16 protein-coding genes are annotated in these 15,420 nt (G+C 50.4%); 10 read left to right on the top strand and 6 right to left on the bottom strand.

The annotated features are described in order from the left end of the window. Positions 1 to 93 precede the first annotated feature (93 nt). A complete protein-coding gene (locus TES5_RS01160; protein ID WP_068558879.1) occupies positions 94 to 306 on the top strand; it encodes a hypothetical protein in 213 nt (70 codons plus the stop codon). A 294-nt stretch (positions 307 to 600) separates the two neighbouring features. Here TES5_RS01160 and TES5_RS01155 read toward each other — a convergent pair whose 3' ends face one another. Continuing rightward, a complete protein-coding gene (locus TES5_RS01155; RefSeq protein WP_068558877.1) occupies positions 601 to 1,620 on the bottom strand; it encodes an NAD(P)/FAD-dependent oxidoreductase in 1,020 nt (339 codons plus the stop codon). Positions 1,621 to 1,787: 167 nt separating this feature from the next. Between TES5_RS01155 and TES5_RS01150 the strand changes: the two genes are divergently transcribed. The 4 genes from TES5_RS01150 to TES5_RS01135 are packed head-to-tail and all read left to right on the top strand — an operon-like array spanning position 1,788 to position 5,531. Further along, entirely contained in the window at positions 1,788 to 2,582 is a 795-nt protein-coding gene (locus TES5_RS01150; protein WP_068558874.1) for an ABC transporter ATP-binding protein, read from the top strand. A 2-nt stretch (positions 2,583 to 2,584) separates the two neighbouring features. Next, positions 2,585 to 3,514 carry an iron-hydroxamate ABC transporter substrate-binding protein gene (locus TES5_RS01145; protein WP_068558872.1) on the top strand — a complete coding sequence of 310 codons (930 nt, stop codon included), beginning with the start codon at positions 2,585 to 2,587 and terminating at the stop codon, positions 3,512 to 3,514. Between the two features lie 15 nt (positions 3,515 to 3,529). After that, positions 3,530 to 4,531 carry a FecCD family ABC transporter permease gene (locus TES5_RS01140; protein WP_068558870.1) on the top strand — a complete coding sequence of 334 codons (1,002 nt, stop codon included), beginning with the start codon at positions 3,530 to 3,532 and terminating at the stop codon, positions 4,529 to 4,531. A gap of 52 nt (positions 4,532 to 4,583) precedes the next feature. Beyond that, on the top strand, positions 4,584 to 5,531 hold the full coding sequence (locus tag TES5_RS01135) for a FecCD family ABC transporter permease (RefSeq protein WP_369813479.1): 948 nt from the start codon (positions 4,584 to 4,586) through the stop codon (positions 5,529 to 5,531). 143 nt (positions 5,532 to 5,674) lie between these two features. On the opposite strand, the gene TES5_RS01130 is transcribed toward TES5_RS01135, so the two are convergent. The 3 genes from TES5_RS01130 to TES5_RS01120 are packed head-to-tail and all read right to left on the bottom strand — an operon-like array spanning position 5,675 to position 7,556. Further along, on the bottom strand, positions 5,675 to 6,439 hold the full coding sequence (locus tag TES5_RS01130) for an ABC transporter permease (protein WP_068558866.1): 765 nt from the start codon (positions 6,437 to 6,439) through the stop codon (positions 5,675 to 5,677). Further along, positions 6,436 to 7,353, bottom strand: coding sequence for an ABC transporter ATP-binding protein (locus tag TES5_RS01125; RefSeq protein ID WP_068558864.1), 918 nt, complete (start codon positions 7,351 to 7,353; stop codon positions 6,436 to 6,438). Before TES5_RS01125 ends, TES5_RS01130 begins: the two co-directional genes overlap by 4 nt. Then, positions 7,353 to 7,556: a PLDc N-terminal domain-containing protein gene (locus TES5_RS01120; protein ID WP_068558862.1), complete on the bottom strand. Its 204-nt coding sequence runs from the start codon at positions 7,554 to 7,556 to the stop codon at positions 7,353 to 7,355. Before TES5_RS01120 ends, TES5_RS01125 begins: the two co-directional genes overlap by 1 nt. Before the next feature lie 265 nt (positions 7,557 to 7,821). On the opposite strand from TES5_RS01120, the gene TES5_RS01115 reads away from it, so the two are divergent. The 3 genes from TES5_RS01115 to TES5_RS01105 are packed head-to-tail and all read left to right on the top strand — an operon-like array spanning position 7,822 to position 10,832. Continuing rightward, entirely contained in the window at positions 7,822 to 8,742 is a 921-nt protein-coding gene (locus tag TES5_RS01115; protein WP_068558860.1) for an alpha/beta hydrolase, read from the top strand. A 48-nt stretch (positions 8,743 to 8,790) separates the two neighbouring features. Then, positions 8,791 to 10,170, top strand: coding sequence for a condensation domain-containing protein (locus TES5_RS01110; protein ID WP_068558859.1), 1,380 nt, complete (start codon positions 8,791 to 8,793; stop codon positions 10,168 to 10,170). Beyond that, positions 10,167 to 10,832, top strand: a complete 666-nt coding sequence (locus TES5_RS01105) for a DUF6320 domain-containing protein (protein WP_068558857.1) — start codon at positions 10,167 to 10,169, stop codon at positions 10,830 to 10,832. The genes TES5_RS01110 and TES5_RS01105 overlap by 4 nt, the downstream gene beginning before the upstream one ends. A gap of 48 nt (positions 10,833 to 10,880) precedes the next feature. Here TES5_RS01105 and TES5_RS01100 read toward each other — a convergent pair whose 3' ends face one another. After that, positions 10,881 to 11,222 (bottom strand): DUF898 family protein, encoded by a 342-nt coding sequence (locus TES5_RS01100; protein ID WP_083546354.1) that lies wholly within the window; start codon positions 11,220 to 11,222, stop codon positions 10,881 to 10,883. Positions 11,223 to 11,390: 168 nt separating this feature from the next. Between TES5_RS01100 and TES5_RS01095 the strand changes: the two genes are divergently transcribed. Next, entirely contained in the window at positions 11,391 to 12,155 is a 765-nt protein-coding gene (locus tag TES5_RS01095; protein WP_068558856.1) for an SDR family NAD(P)-dependent oxidoreductase, read from the top strand. Between the two features lie 169 nt (positions 12,156 to 12,324). On the opposite strand, the gene TES5_RS01090 is transcribed toward TES5_RS01095, so the two are convergent. Next, complete coding sequence (locus TES5_RS01090) at positions 12,325 to 13,416, bottom strand: DmpA family aminopeptidase (RefSeq protein ID WP_068559342.1); 1,092 nt, start codon at positions 13,414 to 13,416, stop codon at positions 12,325 to 12,327. A 265-nt stretch (positions 13,417 to 13,681) separates the two neighbouring features. Here TES5_RS01090 and TES5_RS01085 point away from each other — a divergent pair, with 265 nt between their 5' ends. Continuing rightward, positions 13,682 to 15,322: a peptide ABC transporter substrate-binding protein gene (locus TES5_RS01085; RefSeq protein ID WP_232309254.1), complete on the top strand. Its 1,641-nt coding sequence runs from the start codon at positions 13,682 to 13,684 to the stop codon at positions 15,320 to 15,322. Positions 15,323 to 15,420 lie beyond the last annotated feature (98 nt).

Here is a 15,420-nt window from a genome sequence, read left to right as displayed (position 1 = left end):
CTTTTTGATTTAGGAGTAGAGTTGACTTGTTGAAAATTTTCAAGCAATTATTCATAAGATTAGAGACAAAATCGAACGAGAGAAGGCGTGCAGATGATCATTTGGCTGACATCGGACAAAACAAATAAAGAGTATACCGAATATAATGTCTATAAAAGGGGCATACTGATGGGCGGAATTTCCCATCACAAGGACGACGATTTCTGGCAATGGTGGGTGGAAGACGTCGGCAAGAAGAAAACCCGCAAAATGTACAAAGAAGCAACCGAGGACGCAGCCAAACGGGCTGTCGAATACGAAATCTGACAGAGGAAAAGTGGCGCAGGGCAGGGATCATTCTTGGAATGAGACTTGGTCTGCGTTTGTTTTATTTTTGGGTTGTCGACTGTTTAGGGAAGAATAAATGCGGAACAGCCGACAAACGGTTCAGGCGTCGACTGTTGTGGGAAGAATGAATGATGAATAGTCAACAGGTACTCACTTCGTCGGCTGATCTGTAAGGAACGAATGCTGAACAGCCGACGAAAGGTGCCAGAAACGCAAAAGCAGCCAAGGGGACTCCCCTCGGCTGCTTTTCTACAAATCTACAAATCTACAAATCTACAAACTAAACTGTTTGTTTTTTTCAACGAAGGCTTCGTTGTGCGAGGACACCATCGCGTGCTTTTCAGCGGTGGGGTTCAGGTATTGTTTGACACTGTTCACAGCGTTCACGGCATCCTGGAAGGTGCCGACCAGCAGATTGACTTTGCCGGTATAGGCGATTGCATCCCCGGCGGCGAAGATGCCGGGGTGGCCGATTGTGCTGTCAGGACTGCCTTCAATGTAATTGTTGTCGTTGAACTGGAGTCCCAGCGTTTCCCCAAAAGCAATCGCCTGTTTACTGGCGAAGCCGTGGTTGACGATGACCGCATCGGCAACGACAGTCCGATGTTCACCGCCGATCGAAAGGGAAACGGCTTCGATTTCGCCTTGGCGGTTGGAACGGAATGCTCGGATCTGCGTTTCCAGAAGCAGTGTTCCACCATTATTGCGGAAGGATTCCACGCTATGTTCATGCGCGCGCAGTTCATTGCTGCGGCAAGCAAGCGTCACGCCGTTTGCGATGGCCAATAATTCGTTCGCTTGCTCGATCGCCGTATTCCCGCCTCCCGAAAGGAAAACCTGTTTGTTGCGGAACGCATGCAGGCTATTCGGGATGTAATGCAGATTGGTCCTTTCGAACTGCTCCGCACCGTCCACCGCCAGCTTATTCGGCGTGATGATGCCGCTGCCGTATGCAAGGATCACCGCTTTTGTGTAATGATGGTCGCCGTTGCTGGCGCGGATATCGAAAATGCCGGCGATTTTGGTGATCTGGCTGACTTCCGTATTCAGACAGACGGTCGGATGGAACGTCAGGCCTTGCGTGATGCAATTGGAAAGGAATTTTTTGCCGGTGATGGGCGTCAGACCGCCGACATCCCACAAGATTTTGTCCGGGTACAGGTTGACTTTGCCGCCGAGGACGGACTGGGATTCGATCAGCTTCGTCTTCAGGTTGCGCAAACCGCTGTAGAAAGCACTGTACAGACCCGAAGGCCCGCCACCGATTATCGTTACGTCAAATACTTCGTTCAAAAGACCACCTCATTTTCTGTTGACTAATTGGTTGTTATGAATGATAATGGAATAAATTATAAATGAGAATGATTCTCATTATCAATTAAATAATTTTTATTCGAAAATGTCAAGAACGATCCGGCAATGGATCGCTTCTGCAAGGATAAAGAAAGGGGAACGAAGGCATGTGCAGCCTGAAAGTTGAGGAGGTGCAAATCAAGTACGACAAGCAGATTATTGTGAAAAATATCTCAGTCGCGATCGCACCGCAGAAAATCACGACGATCATCGGGCCGAACGGTTGCGGCAAATCGACCTTGTTGAAGGCGATGTCGCGCATCCTGACTTGCTCGAGCGGCGACATTCTGCTGGACGGTGTTTCGATCTTTACGATGGATACGAAACGGTTGGCGAAACGGATCGCTATCCTGCTGCAGCGTCAGGAAAACCTTTCTGGCATCACTGTTGAAGAAATCGTTTCGTACGGAAGGTTTCCGCACCGGAAAGGCTTAAGGGGATTGGGTAGCGAGGACAAGGAAATCATCGACTGGGCCATCAAGAAGACGCAAATCGACGAGCTCCGTCACCGCTATATCGATGAACTGTCAGGCGGGCAGCGGCAACGGGTCTGGCTGGCGATGGCGTTGGCGCAAAAAACCGACATCATCTTTTTGGATGAACCGACGACCTATCTGGACATCAGTTACCAACTGGAAATTTTGGAACTGCTCAAGAAACTGAATGAAGAGGAAGGTTATACGATCGTGATGGTGCTGCACGACATCAATCAGGCTTCGCTCTATTCCGACCATATCGTGGCGCTAGCGGACGGCAAAGTCGTCTGTCAAGGTGCGGCGGATAAAGTGATCACCGCCGCGAATATAGCGTCCATCTTCAACATCCGTCCGACCATCCAGCCGGACGCAAAGACAAATAAACCCGTCATCATCGGATACGAATTGATAAATAGAGGAGAATGAACATGAAAAAAATAAACAAACTATCACTGACAATGTTATTGAGTGCCGGATTGATTTTGGGAGCCTGCTCCGCTACGGACACAGCCGATGAATCTAGCGAAAGCGCAGCAACCGAAACGGTGACGTACACAACGGTCGACGGCGAAGAAATCGCGGTTCCCGCAAACCCGGAACGGGTAGTGGTGCTGTCGTCCTATGCTGGGGATCTCATCAACTTCGACATCAACATCGTCGGCGTGGATGCTTGGTCAGCCGGTAACCCGAATTTCAGCGAAGGTCTTTCAGGCGTCGCAGTCGTTTCGAATGCCGACGTCGAAAAAATCCTCGAATTGGAACCGGATCTGATCATCGGCTTGGACAACATCGAAAATGCCGACCAATTGTCGGAAATCGCGCCGACCGTCCTGTTCACATACGGCGAACTTTCTTACTTGGATCAAATCGTGGAAATCGGGAAAGTAGTCAACAAGGAAGAGGAAGCTGTCGCGTGGGTAAAGGAATTCCAGACCGAAGCACAGACTGTTGGAGAAGAAATTAAGGCAGTAATCGGCGAAGATGCAACAGTAACGGTTGCCGAGAACTTCGAAAAACAGATGTACATTTTCGGCGATAACTGGGCACGCGGCACGGAGATCCTTTATCAGGAAATGGGCCTGAATATGCCGGAAACGGTCAAGGAAAACGCCCTGGATGCAGGTTATTATGCCATTTCCGAAGAGGTGCTCGGCGATTACATCGGCGACTACCTGATCCTGAGCTTGGCCGCAACCGATCCGGAAACGAGCTTCTTGGATGCTGAATGGTTCCAGAACATACCGGCCGTGCAGAACAACCAAGTGTTTGTGGCGGATGCCGAGACATTTTATTTCAATGATTCGCTATCTTTGGATTACCAACTGGACTTCTTCGAGGAATCCTTTTTAGCGGAATAAGAGGGGACGATTGCAGTGATTAAACGGAAACGAAAGGCCTTCGGAATCTATCTGGCAGTGACTGTCTTGTTGCTGATCGTGGCAGCGGTCCTGGCGCTTTACACAGGAGCGGCGGATACGGATTGGTCGGACCTATTCGAAGCGCTCATCGGGGAAGGCGGCGGCGATTATTATCTTGTCCTGCGGGGCATCCGCTTCCCGCGCATCCTGGGTGCCTTCTTTGTGGGAAGTTCCTTGGCTGTTGCCGGAGCGATCATGCAGGCGCTGACGCGGAATCCGTTGGCCGATCCTGGGCTTTTGGGGCTGACTTCCGGAGCGAACATCGCGGTGGCCTTGGTCTATGCCATTGCTCCGCAGAGTTCCTACCTGCTCGTTTCCATTGCCTGTTTCGTGGGTGCGGGTTTGGCGATGCTGTTCGTGTACGGTCTCAGTAATGCGACGAGGAGCGGACAATCACCCTTGAACCTGATCCTGATTGGAGCAGCCGTCTCGTTCTTTTTCCAGGCCATCGCGGACGGGATCGCAATCTGGTTCCGCATCTCCAAGGACGTCTCGATGTGGACTTCCGGCGGCCTGATGGGTGTCGATTGGAATATTTTGAGCATCACCCCGGTCATCGGACTGGCGCTGTTGTTGAGCCTGGTGTTCAGCGGCCAGTTGACGGTGCTGAGCTTGGGCGAGGAAACAGCGATCAGCATGGGACAACGGACCAATCTGATCCGGACCGTCCTGATTCTTTTGATCACTTTGCTTGCGGGCAGCGCGGTTGCCATCGCCGGCAATCTCGCTCTGATCGGCTTGATGATTCCACATGTCGTGCGCAAGATGGTCGGGCAGGATTACCGCAAGATCATTCCGTTGTGCATCACGGTCGGCGGGACTTTCATGATCCTGGCTGATTACATCGGCCGCACGGTCGTCAGTCCTTTCGAAATTCCCGTTGTGGCGATCGTTTCCGTGATCGGCGTACCTTTTTACGTGACAATCGCCAGAAAAGGGGGAATCCGAGCTGTTTAATGAATGGAATCTGACTTATCGGAAAAAATTGTGGCTATTCCTCTTTTTGTTCGTGGTGGCTTTCCTTGCGGCCTTGTCCATGGGTTATTCGTCGCTTCCGTTGGACCGTATCCTGCAGGTCTTGTCAGGTAACGGGGTTTTTAAAGAAAACTACGTCTTTTACCAGATCCGCTTGCCCCGGGCTTTGGTGTTGACGATGGCCGGCGCCTGCTTGGCAGGTGCCGGTATCATCCTGCAGAGCTTGAGCAACAACGACCTGGCCGACTCGGGTTTCCTGGGCATCAATTCCGGTGCCGGTCTCGGCGTGACGATCTTCTATCTGTTCGCGGGCGAAGGCATGCTGCAGTTTTCTGCGGTCCTGCCGCTTGTCGCTTTCATCAGTGCGCTGGTGGCTGCCTCCACGGTTTACCTGCTCAGTTTCAGCCGCAGCCATAAACAGCATGCGATGCAGCTGGTGGTCATCGGAGCGGGTATCTCCTCCGCCTTTTCGGGGTTGATCATCCTGCTGATGTCCTCCTCTGACCGGACCGACGTCAGTTTCATCGCCGCCTGGATGTCGGGAAACATCTGGGGATCGACTTGGCCGTTCGTGTTCACAATCCTGCCTGGTTGGCTGTTGGCGATGGGTGTCCTCTTCCTGAAGGCCCCGACGCTTAACATTCTCGCGCTGGGCGAGGAGACCGCTGCTGCATTGGGATTGAAACTCCGGAACGAAAAATTGATTCTGCTGCTTTGTGCGGTCGCCATCGCCTCAGCGGCAATCTCGTTGACCGGCAACATCGGCTTCATCGGCCTGATGTCCCCGCACATTGCCAAAAAGCTGGTCGGCAAACAGCATGAACGCTTCAGTTGGATCGCGCTCTTGGTCGGGAGCAGCATCCTGTTGATTGCCGATGCGATCGGCCGCACAGTGATGGATACCGCTTTTCCGACGGGTATCGTCGTTTCTCTTATCGGAGCGCCTTATTTCCTGTATTTGCTGTTGGGGAAAATACGCTGAGGATCGGTCCGCTGTCGGGCGAGAGCCTAGGCCGGTGACGGAAATACCCGAGAGTTCAAACATCTGTCGACTGATCGGATACCGAAAACATCAAAAAACGCGCCATCAGCCGGAAAAGGGCTGGCTGGCGCGTTTTTTTACTTTCATAAAGTAGTCTTACTGAAAAGTTTCCCTGCGGTAAAGAGGCTTGAAGCAATTATCAATCCCGTAATCAGCAGCGGATTCAGAAGGTCCTCAAGCAGCAGTGTCCCTTGCAGCATATCCATGTTGCGCGAGACCAACACCAACGGGTTCCACTCGGCTGCTTCCGGGAACAGATTCCACAAGAACAGCACCAACAGGAACGCCCCGATCAACAACAGCGGTCCATAGGCATTTTTGAACAGGACAGACCCCAGCAGCAAAACAGCAATAAGCAATATACCGAACAGGTAGAGGCTGATGACCGAAAGTGTCAAGTTTTCGGTGGTACCTTCAGGAAAGTAATACAGCGTGTATCCCAAAGTGATGAAAAAGCAGAGCCAGTAGCTTATGGTCCAAAGCAACAATGCACCTGTAAATTTTGAAAACAGGATGGTCCAGCGCGGCAGTCCTTTTGTGACCATATTAATGAGCGTGCCTTTTTCGTATTCTTTTGCCATCATACCGCTCAAAAGGATGACGATGATGAACAGACCAATCTGGGTGCCGTTCTTGAAGAATTGGAGCCAGGAATCGAGATTCGTCGGTTCCGTAATGAGGATCGTAATCCCTTCTGGCATGAAATTTCCTAACAGTTCGGGCATAAATTTGGCCGTCAACGGGTTCATGATGCCCAACAACGCAAACAAAGTAATCGCAAGGAACATCTTAAAGTTTCGTGTATATTCAATCAGTTCCTTTTTTGTGAAGGCAAGGTACGCTCTCATCGGATCACCTCCAGGAAGATATCTTCTAGTTTGGGTTCGACCGTTTCCACTCGGAGCGGAACCAACCCAGTTTCGCTCAAAATCCGTATGATCAACGCCATGGTCTGTTCCGGATCTTCAGATTGGATGGTGACAGAAGCATGTTTTTCAGAAACGGGGCTCCCTACGACGTTAATCCGTGCACTTGTCCGGAATAAATCAGCATCCGCCTGTGTCCTTAAGGTCACCGTGCAGGAATGTCTGGAGTAAGTGTTTTTCAGTTCGGATACCGAGCCTGTCAGGACAATTTTTCCTCCGTCAAGGATGCCTACCTGATCGCAGATTGCTTCCACATCGTTCAGGACATGGGTCGAAAAGATTACGGTTGTCCGTTTTTTCACTTTCAGCAGGATATCCAATATTTCCCTACGGCCAATCGGATCCAAGGCGGAAGTCGGTTCGTCACAAATCAAGAGCCTGGGTTCGTTCAGCAAAGCCTGGGCGATCCCCAAGCGCTGTTTCATGCCGCGGGAAAACGTGGAGATGCGTTTTTTCACATCCGCCAGTCCGACCAGTTCCAACAGTTCCTCGGATTTGGTTTGAATAAGCGCGGACGGCATGCCTGTGACGTCGCCGCACAACCGCAGATATTCCTTTGCGGTCATGAAACCGTAGAATTCGGGTACATCCGGCAGGTAGCCGATGAAGCGGTTCGTCCGGGTGTCACCGTAATGCACTTTTTCGCCGCAAACAGAAATTTCGCCGGTATCCGCCGGCAGCAAGCCCAAAACGATCTTCATGGTGGTCGTCTTCCCGGAGCCGTTCTTGCCGATGAAACCGTAGATCGAGCCTTCAGGGACGGAGAAGGACAGGTCATCGAGCACGCTTTGGCTCCCGAAGGCTTTCCCCAATCCGGCAATCGTGAGGATGTCCATCACTCATCGCCCCTTCCAATCAAAAAATACAGGACCGGACCGATGATGTTCAGGAAAATGATGACGAAGATCCAAAGATTTTTATTGCCTATTTTTACATGGGGATGCTTGTTCAGGTGGAGCAGGGCCGTGATCAACAGGATGATCTGGATCACGACTAAAGGGATCAGGATAGGGAAGTATGGCTGCAAATCCGCTGACATAAAAACTCGCCTTCTTTCTTTTTTTTCGCTTAGTTTTATATCTCCAGTTTAGGTTTACGATTGGGTTCAACAAAACCACTCCCGTGATCGTTCGTTATATAACAAGTATAACAATTTAGGCGGAATTTGCAAGCCGAAAGAGTGGCATATCCATCACACCTGTAGCCTTCACGAAGGGTCCAAGTGTGATGGGACTAGCTCATCCTGTGCTATAATAAAGCAAAGATACCAGAACAGCCAACGCTGTCAGAGGAAGGAAAATTGAATGAATCCATTGTTTAAATTGATGCTCAAGTTGATGTCGTCACCAAAAATTAACATGCAGGAAGATTATGCCCGCGTCCGCAAAGTGCAGAAGATTTTGGCTCCCAAACCAAAAAAGGGTTATATCATTATGGATCACAAAATCTATTCGGAGGACCGTTCCCATGATATTCCCGTGCGTGTCTTCTATCCGAAAGAGCATCTGTATAAAGAACCCTTGCTCTTTTTCCATGGCGGTGGGTGGGTCATCGGTGACATCGAAACCTATACGAATGCCTGCATCAATATGGCGGATCTGACCGGTAGAACGGTCTACTCTGTCGATTATCGTTTGGCGCCGGAGCATCCGTATCCGGCAGGCCTCTATGATTGTTACCGGGTAGCGGAAGTATTGCTGAAGCATCTGGAAATGAGCGGCTTATCGGATGAAAAAGATTTGATTCTGATCGGCGATTCAGCCGGTGGGAATTTGGCCGCAGCCGTGTCTTTGCTGCTCCGTGATAGAGGTCAAGCGACGCCAATCAAACAGATTTTGTTGTATCCGGTCACCTATTGGGATCATTCGGAAGCTTCCCCTTTCGAATCGATCCGTACGAATGGACAGGATTACGGACTGACTGCCAAAAAAATGGAAGAATATATGGCGCTATACCAGCCTGATCCTGAACTTCGTAAAAATGAGTATGTCGCACCTTTAATGGCTGAAAATTTGTCGAATCAGCCGGAAACGTTGGTGATCACAGCCGAATTCGATCCGTTGCGGGATGAGGGCGAAGCCTACGCGGAAGCGTTGCAGAAAGCCGGCAACAAGGTGCAGGTTCATCGCGTGAACGGTATCGTCCATGGCTTCATCACCTATCCGAAGACGGCCGAATCGGTTGAAGAAGCTTACGAAGTCATCAATGCGTTTCTTAATGCATAAGCCAAGATGCTTGTTCTATAGAAAAGAAGGAAGAAAGGAGGGGCAGCAGTGAACCGAAAAAAGTGGGTACGTTTGGATAATGCCTCCAACATATTTTTAGCGGCCATGACGAACAGTGATACGAAGGTCTTCCGCATGAGTGCGGAATTGACCGATTCAGTGGATCCGATCCTGCTTCAGCGGGCGCTCGATGAGGTCTATGAAAATTATGTGCTGTATCATAGTGTTTTGCGGCGCGGATTTTTCTGGTATTATCTGGAAGAAAGCGATCTGAAGCCAAAAGTGACGGCCGACACGTTACCTCCTTGCGCACAAATTTATCATTTTGATCGGAAGGAACTGTTATTTCGAGTCTTCTACAACCAAAATCGGGTTCATTTGGAATTGTTCCATGCCTTGTCGGACGGAACCGGTGCGCTCTGGTTTTTCGAAGATCTGTTGAAGGCCTACATCATGCTGCGGCATCCCGAGGCTTTTGAAGGCCTGAGTGCCGCGGCGCATGACCGTTTGAACCATCAACTGGAGGACAGTTTTGCGCACTATTTCCGCAAGAATAAGAAACAGAACTTTACTGACGCGGCACAATCCGCCATCCGTTCCTTCGCGAAAGTCAGTCAATTAACTGGAAAGAGCCCATCGCAAAAGAGCGCCTTGCCTGATGAAAATAAGCAGAAGCGGCCGGTGCACCAGTTCCGCGGCAAAAAGACGCCTGACAACCGGCCACATGTCGTCGAATTGGAGCTGCCGGTCAAGGATGTGCTTGCTTTGGCCCGGGAGCAGCAAACATCGCTGACCTTGTATCTGACTGCAGTATTTATGCTGGCTGTACGCAGAGCCAGTCCCGATTTTAAACCCGGATCGGCTATGGCCGTTTCGGTTCCGGTCAATTTAAGGCAGTTCTTCCCGTCCAATTCTGCCAGGAATTTTTTCAGCACAACTCGCCTGATCTATACCACAAATGAACAGGACAATACGGATGATATTGGCGTAATAGCCCAAACCCTGAAGGAGCAGTTCCAGCAACAGATTACACCGGAAAGCTTGGAGGACAAGCTGAGGACATTGATTGCCTTCGAGTACAGCCCCTTCACGCGGGTGGTCTTCCGACCTATCAAAGACCTTGTTCTGAAGCTGGTCAATTACGTCAGCAACCGGAATTTGACGATTGCGATCTCTAATCTAGGAAAGGTCACGTTTCCTGATCCGATCGACGGCTACATCGAAAAAATGTATTTCCACACTTCAGCGGTCCGTCCGCAATTTTGCGCCATCAGCCATGGAGACCAGCTGACCGTCAGTTTCACCTCACCATTTGTCGAATCCACGATCGAGGAGCAATTTGTCCGGATTTTGACCCACGCAGGCATAGACGTAACTGTCGCAGCGAATAAGGTCACAAGTAAAGATTTGGAAGGTGAGTTAGAATGAGATATTGCCATCACTGCAACGCGACCATCAAGGGAAAATGGGATCAATGCCCCTTGTGCCAAACGACATTGGATGAAGCCGCCGATCCGGTGCTGCCGGATCCCTATCCGAAGATTCCGCTGCGGTTCAATAAGGAAATAGTCTGGAAATATTTGACCTTGATTTCCTTCGTTCTGATCATCGCCTTTCTGCTGATCGAATTGATCTGGATCGGACGGATGGAGAATCTTCAGCTCGCCCTGTTCGGGATCATGAGCATGTGGCTTTCCGTCTTGATCCTGATCCGGAAAAGGCGGAACATCGCAAAGGGCATCGTTTATCTGATCGTCTCGCTGTCGCTCCTGTGCATTTATTTGGATTATTTGTCAGGATGGAGCGGGTGGTCGACCACGTATGCCGTACCGATCATCTGCAGTTTTGCCATCATATCCCTATATATCGCAGTGCGACTTGTCAACTTGGGCGTGAGGGACTATGTGCTTTACCTTTTGACAGCCGCCTTGCTGGGGCTGCTGCCGGCGCTTTTCCTGACCTTGGATTGGGTCACGACATCATTGCCTTCAAGCCTGTCGGTCATGATGAGCGCAGTCACCTTGGTCATCATCCTGCTCTACCACGGCGGCGAGATTTGGCGCGAGTTGGAAAAACGGATGCATGTTTAAGATAACGAAAAAACCCCGTGTTTGGGGTTTTTTGTTTGGATGAAGTTGTTATTCCGTCGCGTAGTATTCGTCCCAATAGCCGTAAACATAAGTATTTTTGATGCGCCATTGTTGGAAACGTATCGGCACAACAAAAGAGTAGAGGCCCAAAGTCAGGACTGAAAAAAGAATCCATTTCAGCAAGAAAAGCCACAGATCAAAGGATTTTCCGACAAAATGCAATTGGCGACCTTCGATGTAGGTATGCCTGGCGACCCATCTTTCCCGGTGGCAGAAAGCCCAAGGTGCAGCCAGTCCGAGAGTGAAAAAGCCCGCGAGAAAACTGACAAGCATAATGCCCAAATACTCCAACAGTGTTCCGGTGAAATAAGAATCGTTATGATGGTGCAAAATACCACTCCTTCATTTCTATTTGCCTATATATTACGGTATTCGTTTCAAATAGTTTCTATCAATATAGTGAAAACATTTAGCAGATGCACTTAAATATTGCTCTGATGAAGCAAATACGATACGCTAAATACAACTATCATTTTGACGAAACGCGAGGGACAAATAATGACAAATAAACTAGCGCTCATCACTGGCGCAAGCTCCGGTATCGGTCAGGAGTTTGCTAAGAAGCTGAGCCAACAAGGATACGATCTGATTCTGGTTGCGAGGCGTGAGGATCGACTTTTGGAAATCGCCAAACATTTGTCGACCAAAAGTGAAATCATCACAGCGGACTTGGCTAAGGCGGAGGAATGCTACCGTCTGTACGAAGAAACGAAGGGCAAAAATATTTCCATGCTGATCAATTGTGCCGGTTTCGGCGATTTCGGCGCGTTCACGACGACCAGCCTGGACAAGGAACTGGAGATGATCGATGTCAACATCAAGGCGGTTCATATTCTGACCAAGAAATTTCTGCCGGATATGATCGCAAGGAATGAAGGCTACATCCTGAACGTGGCTTCGGTTGCCGGTTTGATGCCGGCGGGGCCTTACATGGCGACCTATTATGCGACCAAAGCCTACGTAACGAGCTTCACTTCCGCGATCGCTGAGGAGCTGGAAGAGAAGAAGAGCAACGTTTACGTCGGTTCATTATGTCCGGGACCGGTCGATACGGAGTTCAATAAAGTGGCGGATGTGAAGTTCAATCTGAAAGGCATCACTTCTGAATATTGTGTCGATTATGCCTTGGACAAAATGTATAAGCGCAAGAAAATCATTGTTCCGACGATGCTGCTGAAGGGAGCACTCTTCTCGTCCAAGCTGGCGCCGCGCAACTTGGTCGTGCGCCTGACCAGCAGGCAGCAAAAGAAAAAACAGGGCTGATGATTGGGGGAGGCAGCTCGAATCCGAGTTGCGCTCCTCCGGCGAAGGTCTTGCTGGCCGGAGAACGCGAGAGAAAATGGAAGTCTAATTTTCGCCACAGACCTTGCAAACCAAAAAAGAACGCTCAAGCGACCAGTGTATTACGCTACTGGCCGCTTGGGCGTTTTATTTAATTGACACCGAAATGTTCAAGCGCATCCGGGAGGGAAAAGACGTGATGACCGTCCAGTCCGGTCAAGGATTCGGCATGGAAGAGGGAGCTGATGACCGATTCCTCCACGCAATCGATGACTGAACGGAAAGCGATGTCGAGATCATCTTCCGCGATGTAGTCGAACGTGATTTTGAAGGGTTCCGCTTGCCGGTAATGCGGGATGCGGATAGCATTGCTGAAGGCCAGCACGATTTCACCGCTGCCGTTGCCGGAAATGCAGCCGGTTTTCGCCAATCCGGATTGGGCCCGTTTGGCCAGCCGTTTCAATTGTCTGGTCGTAAATGGGGCATTTGTCGCAATCACAACAATGACGCTGCCGCGGTCATTCCTGTCGCTTGAGATCTTATTCTTTGGGTCGGCCGCATCGGACTGCTGATAATGCTGAAAAAGCTGATCGCCTACCGGATTCCCTTGGATGACCAGATCCTCCAGGATGCCGAAATTGGACAAGACCAATGTGCCAAGGACGTATTCTTTCCCGTTCAAAGGAAGGATGCGGGAGGCTGAGCCGATGCCTCCTTTCAGGGAATAACAGCACATGCCGGTCCCGGCACCGACGCCTCCTTCTTCAAAAGAACCGCCGACAACTTTCGCCAAGGCTTCCGGAACCATCTCCTTCGTTACTGCCATGGCGCGGATGTCGGACAGAAAGCCGTCGTTACATTCCATCACAATCGGATTGATGGTGGAAGTGGTCCGCCCGATGTCGGCATGGCTGTCAAGCATATGCTTCACCAACCCGGTCATCGCATCCCCGACCGCGAGGGTGTTGGTGAGCAGAATCGGCGTTTCGAGCGTACCCAGTTCATCAACCTGGACCAATCCGGCGCTTTTTCCGAAACCGTTGATGACGTGGCTGGCGGCAAGGCATTTGTAATGGAAGACATCGCCGCGGCCCGGGATGATGCAGGTGATGCCGGTATGCGACTCTTCCTCATGGAGCGTAAAATGGCCGACCTTCACTCCAGGGACATCGGTGATCAGGTTCCGTTCCCCTTTTTTCAATTTGCCGAACCGCATTGCGGAGACGGATGCTTCCATTCCCATAAGGTCACCAGCTTTCCATTTTTTTAATAATATAACACAATTTTCTTTCAGGTTGTGAATCATTTTTTACCAAGTGCCTTTAAGCATATTATTCGTAGCTATTGCCAAAAATGTGACATTTCTTGTCAGTATCGATTTGATGCGGTAAACTAAATATTATAAAATGATTAGAAATGGTAATCGATTTCTAATGATACTAGTGATATTGCCTAAATATAGGTCGTTCGTCTGAAAGGATGCGCGGAAATGGAAAAGGGGAATGGCTATGATGAACAGCAAGAAACGATTACGGTCACTTATGGTTTTACCGTTAGCGGGATTGATGGTTGCCTGCGGAAGTGCGGCAGGCGATGAGGAATCTTCTGCAACGGTGTCGGAACAGGTCCTAAGGCTGACTGCTACATCGGATATTCCGTCGATGGATATTACGGCAGCTACAGACTTGGTAAGTTTTACGGCCATGAACAACGCCTTTGAAGGTCTGTACACGCTGGATCTGGACGGTAAGGCCATTCCGGCGTCGGCTGCCGATATGCCGGAAATCAGCGAAGACGGTCTGGTCTATACGTTCACGATCCGCGATGATGCAGTTTGGTCGAATGGCGATCCGGTTACCAGCTCGGATTATGTTTATGCTTGGCAAAAAATGGTCGATTCGACCGTAGCGGCCGGCTATGCCTATATGTATGACGGCCTGATCCAGAATGCCACTGAAATCATAGCAGGTGAATTGGATCCTGCCGAACTGGCCGTTGAAGCCATCAGTGACAAAGAGCTTCAGGTCACCTTGGTTCAGCCTGCCCCGTACTTTCTGGATATCCTGGCCATGCCGTTCTTCTTTCCGCAGCATCAAGCCTATATGAAGGAGCAGGGCGATTCCTACGGCTCCGGTTCGGACCATCTGATCTATAACGGTCCTTTCGTGATGACCGACTGGGATCAGGCAGTCGGCGGCAGCTGGACATTTGTGAAAAATGATTCCTACTGGGATGAAGAGAATGTCCAGCTCGAAGAAGTGGATGTCCAAGTCATTAAGGAGACCTCAACAGCCGTTAATCTGTATGAAGCGGATGAACTTGAATTTGCGGCCTTATCAGGCGAGTATGTAGCGGCACACAAGGAAGACGCAGATTTCCATTCGCAATTGAACACGGCGTCCAGCTTCATCGAAATGAACCAGGAAGTAGCTGCTCTGGCAAACGAAAACATCCGTGAGGCCTTTGCAAAAGCCATCAACAGCGCGGAATACACCGATAGCGTGCTCAAGAACGGCTCGATTCCGATCTATGGCTATGTGCCGAACGGATTGGCATCCAATCCGGCTACAGGAGCCGATTTCCGCGAGAATGCCGGCGATTTGACAAGCTTTAATGTTGAAGAAGCGCAGGCGGCCTGGACCGAGGGCTTGGCGGAACTTGGCGTTGAGACGGTTTCGCTGGAATTGATGACGTCGGATACCGAAGATGCCAAGAAGATGGCTGAATTTTTCCAAAGCCAGATGCAGGCAAATTTGCCGGGCTTGACGATCACCATCCGCCAAGTGCCTTTCAGCGTGAAACAGGACAGCCTGCGCAACGGCACTTATGAAATGGCAACATCCAACTGGATTGCCGATTTCGCCGATCCGGTCAATTATGTGGAACGGTTCCACACCGACATCAACCGCGGCAACTATTCCTTCGCGGATGTGGATGAACTGATCGACAGCGCCAAGGCGGCCTATAACGACGAAGAAGCACGTTGGGATTACCTTGTGGAAGCCGAGCAAACGGCCATCGGGGAACATTATGTGCAGATACCTACCTACCAGTCCGCGGGGACATACCTGCTGAAGGCAGAGGTGAAGGATCTGTTCATCCCGGTGTTTGGGCCAGACAGCTATAAATATGCCTATATAGAGGAATGACAGTCCTGAAGCGCTCTGCCATTAGGGCGGGGCAGCACAGCTGAGAAGGCGACGGCAAGACACCCTGAGGACTACGGTCCCGTTGGTGCCTTGCCGTC

Source organism: Trichococcus sp. ES5 (assembly GCF_900067165.1).
Taxonomy (GTDB): Bacteria; Bacillota; Bacilli; order Lactobacillales; family Aerococcaceae; genus Trichococcus; species Trichococcus flocculiformis.
This window is presented reverse-complemented; position numbering and strand designations above follow the sequence as displayed.

What these genes read in the sequence shown, in the direction of transcription:
- TES5_RS01160 (WP_068558879.1), top strand. Translation starts at nt 94, where the DNA reads ATGATCATTTGGCTGACATCGGACAAAACAAATAAAGAGTATACCGAA.
- TES5_RS01150 (WP_068558874.1), top strand. Translation starts at nt 1,788, where the DNA reads ATGTGCAGCCTGAAAGTTGAGGAGGTGCAAATCAAGTACGACAAGCAG.
- TES5_RS01145 (WP_068558872.1), top strand. Translation starts at nt 2,585, where the DNA reads ATGAAAAAAATAAACAAACTATCACTGACAATGTTATTGAGTGCCGGA.
- TES5_RS01130 (WP_068558866.1), bottom strand. Translation starts at nt 6,439, where the DNA reads ATGAGAGCGTACCTTGCCTTCACAAAAAAGGAACTGATTGAATATACA.
- TES5_RS01125 (WP_068558864.1), bottom strand. Translation starts at nt 7,353, where the DNA reads ATGGACATCCTCACGATTGCCGGATTGGGGAAAGCCTTCGGGAGCCAA.
- TES5_RS01120 (WP_068558862.1), bottom strand. Translation starts at nt 7,556, where the DNA reads ATGTCAGCGGATTTGCAGCCATACTTCCCTATCCTGATCCCTTTAGTC.
- TES5_RS01115 (WP_068558860.1), top strand. Translation starts at nt 7,822, where the DNA reads ATGAATCCATTGTTTAAATTGATGCTCAAGTTGATGTCGTCACCAAAA.
- TES5_RS01105 (WP_068558857.1), top strand. Translation starts at nt 10,167, where the DNA reads ATGAGATATTGCCATCACTGCAACGCGACCATCAAGGGAAAATGGGAT.
- TES5_RS01095 (WP_068558856.1), top strand. Translation starts at nt 11,391, where the DNA reads ATGACAAATAAACTAGCGCTCATCACTGGCGCAAGCTCCGGTATCGGT.
- TES5_RS01090 (WP_068559342.1), bottom strand. Translation starts at nt 13,416, where the DNA reads ATGGGAATGGAAGCATCCGTCTCCGCAATGCGGTTCGGCAAATTGAAA.
- TES5_RS01085 (WP_232309254.1), top strand. Translation starts at nt 13,682, where the DNA reads ATGATGAACAGCAAGAAACGATTACGGTCACTTATGGTTTTACCGTTA.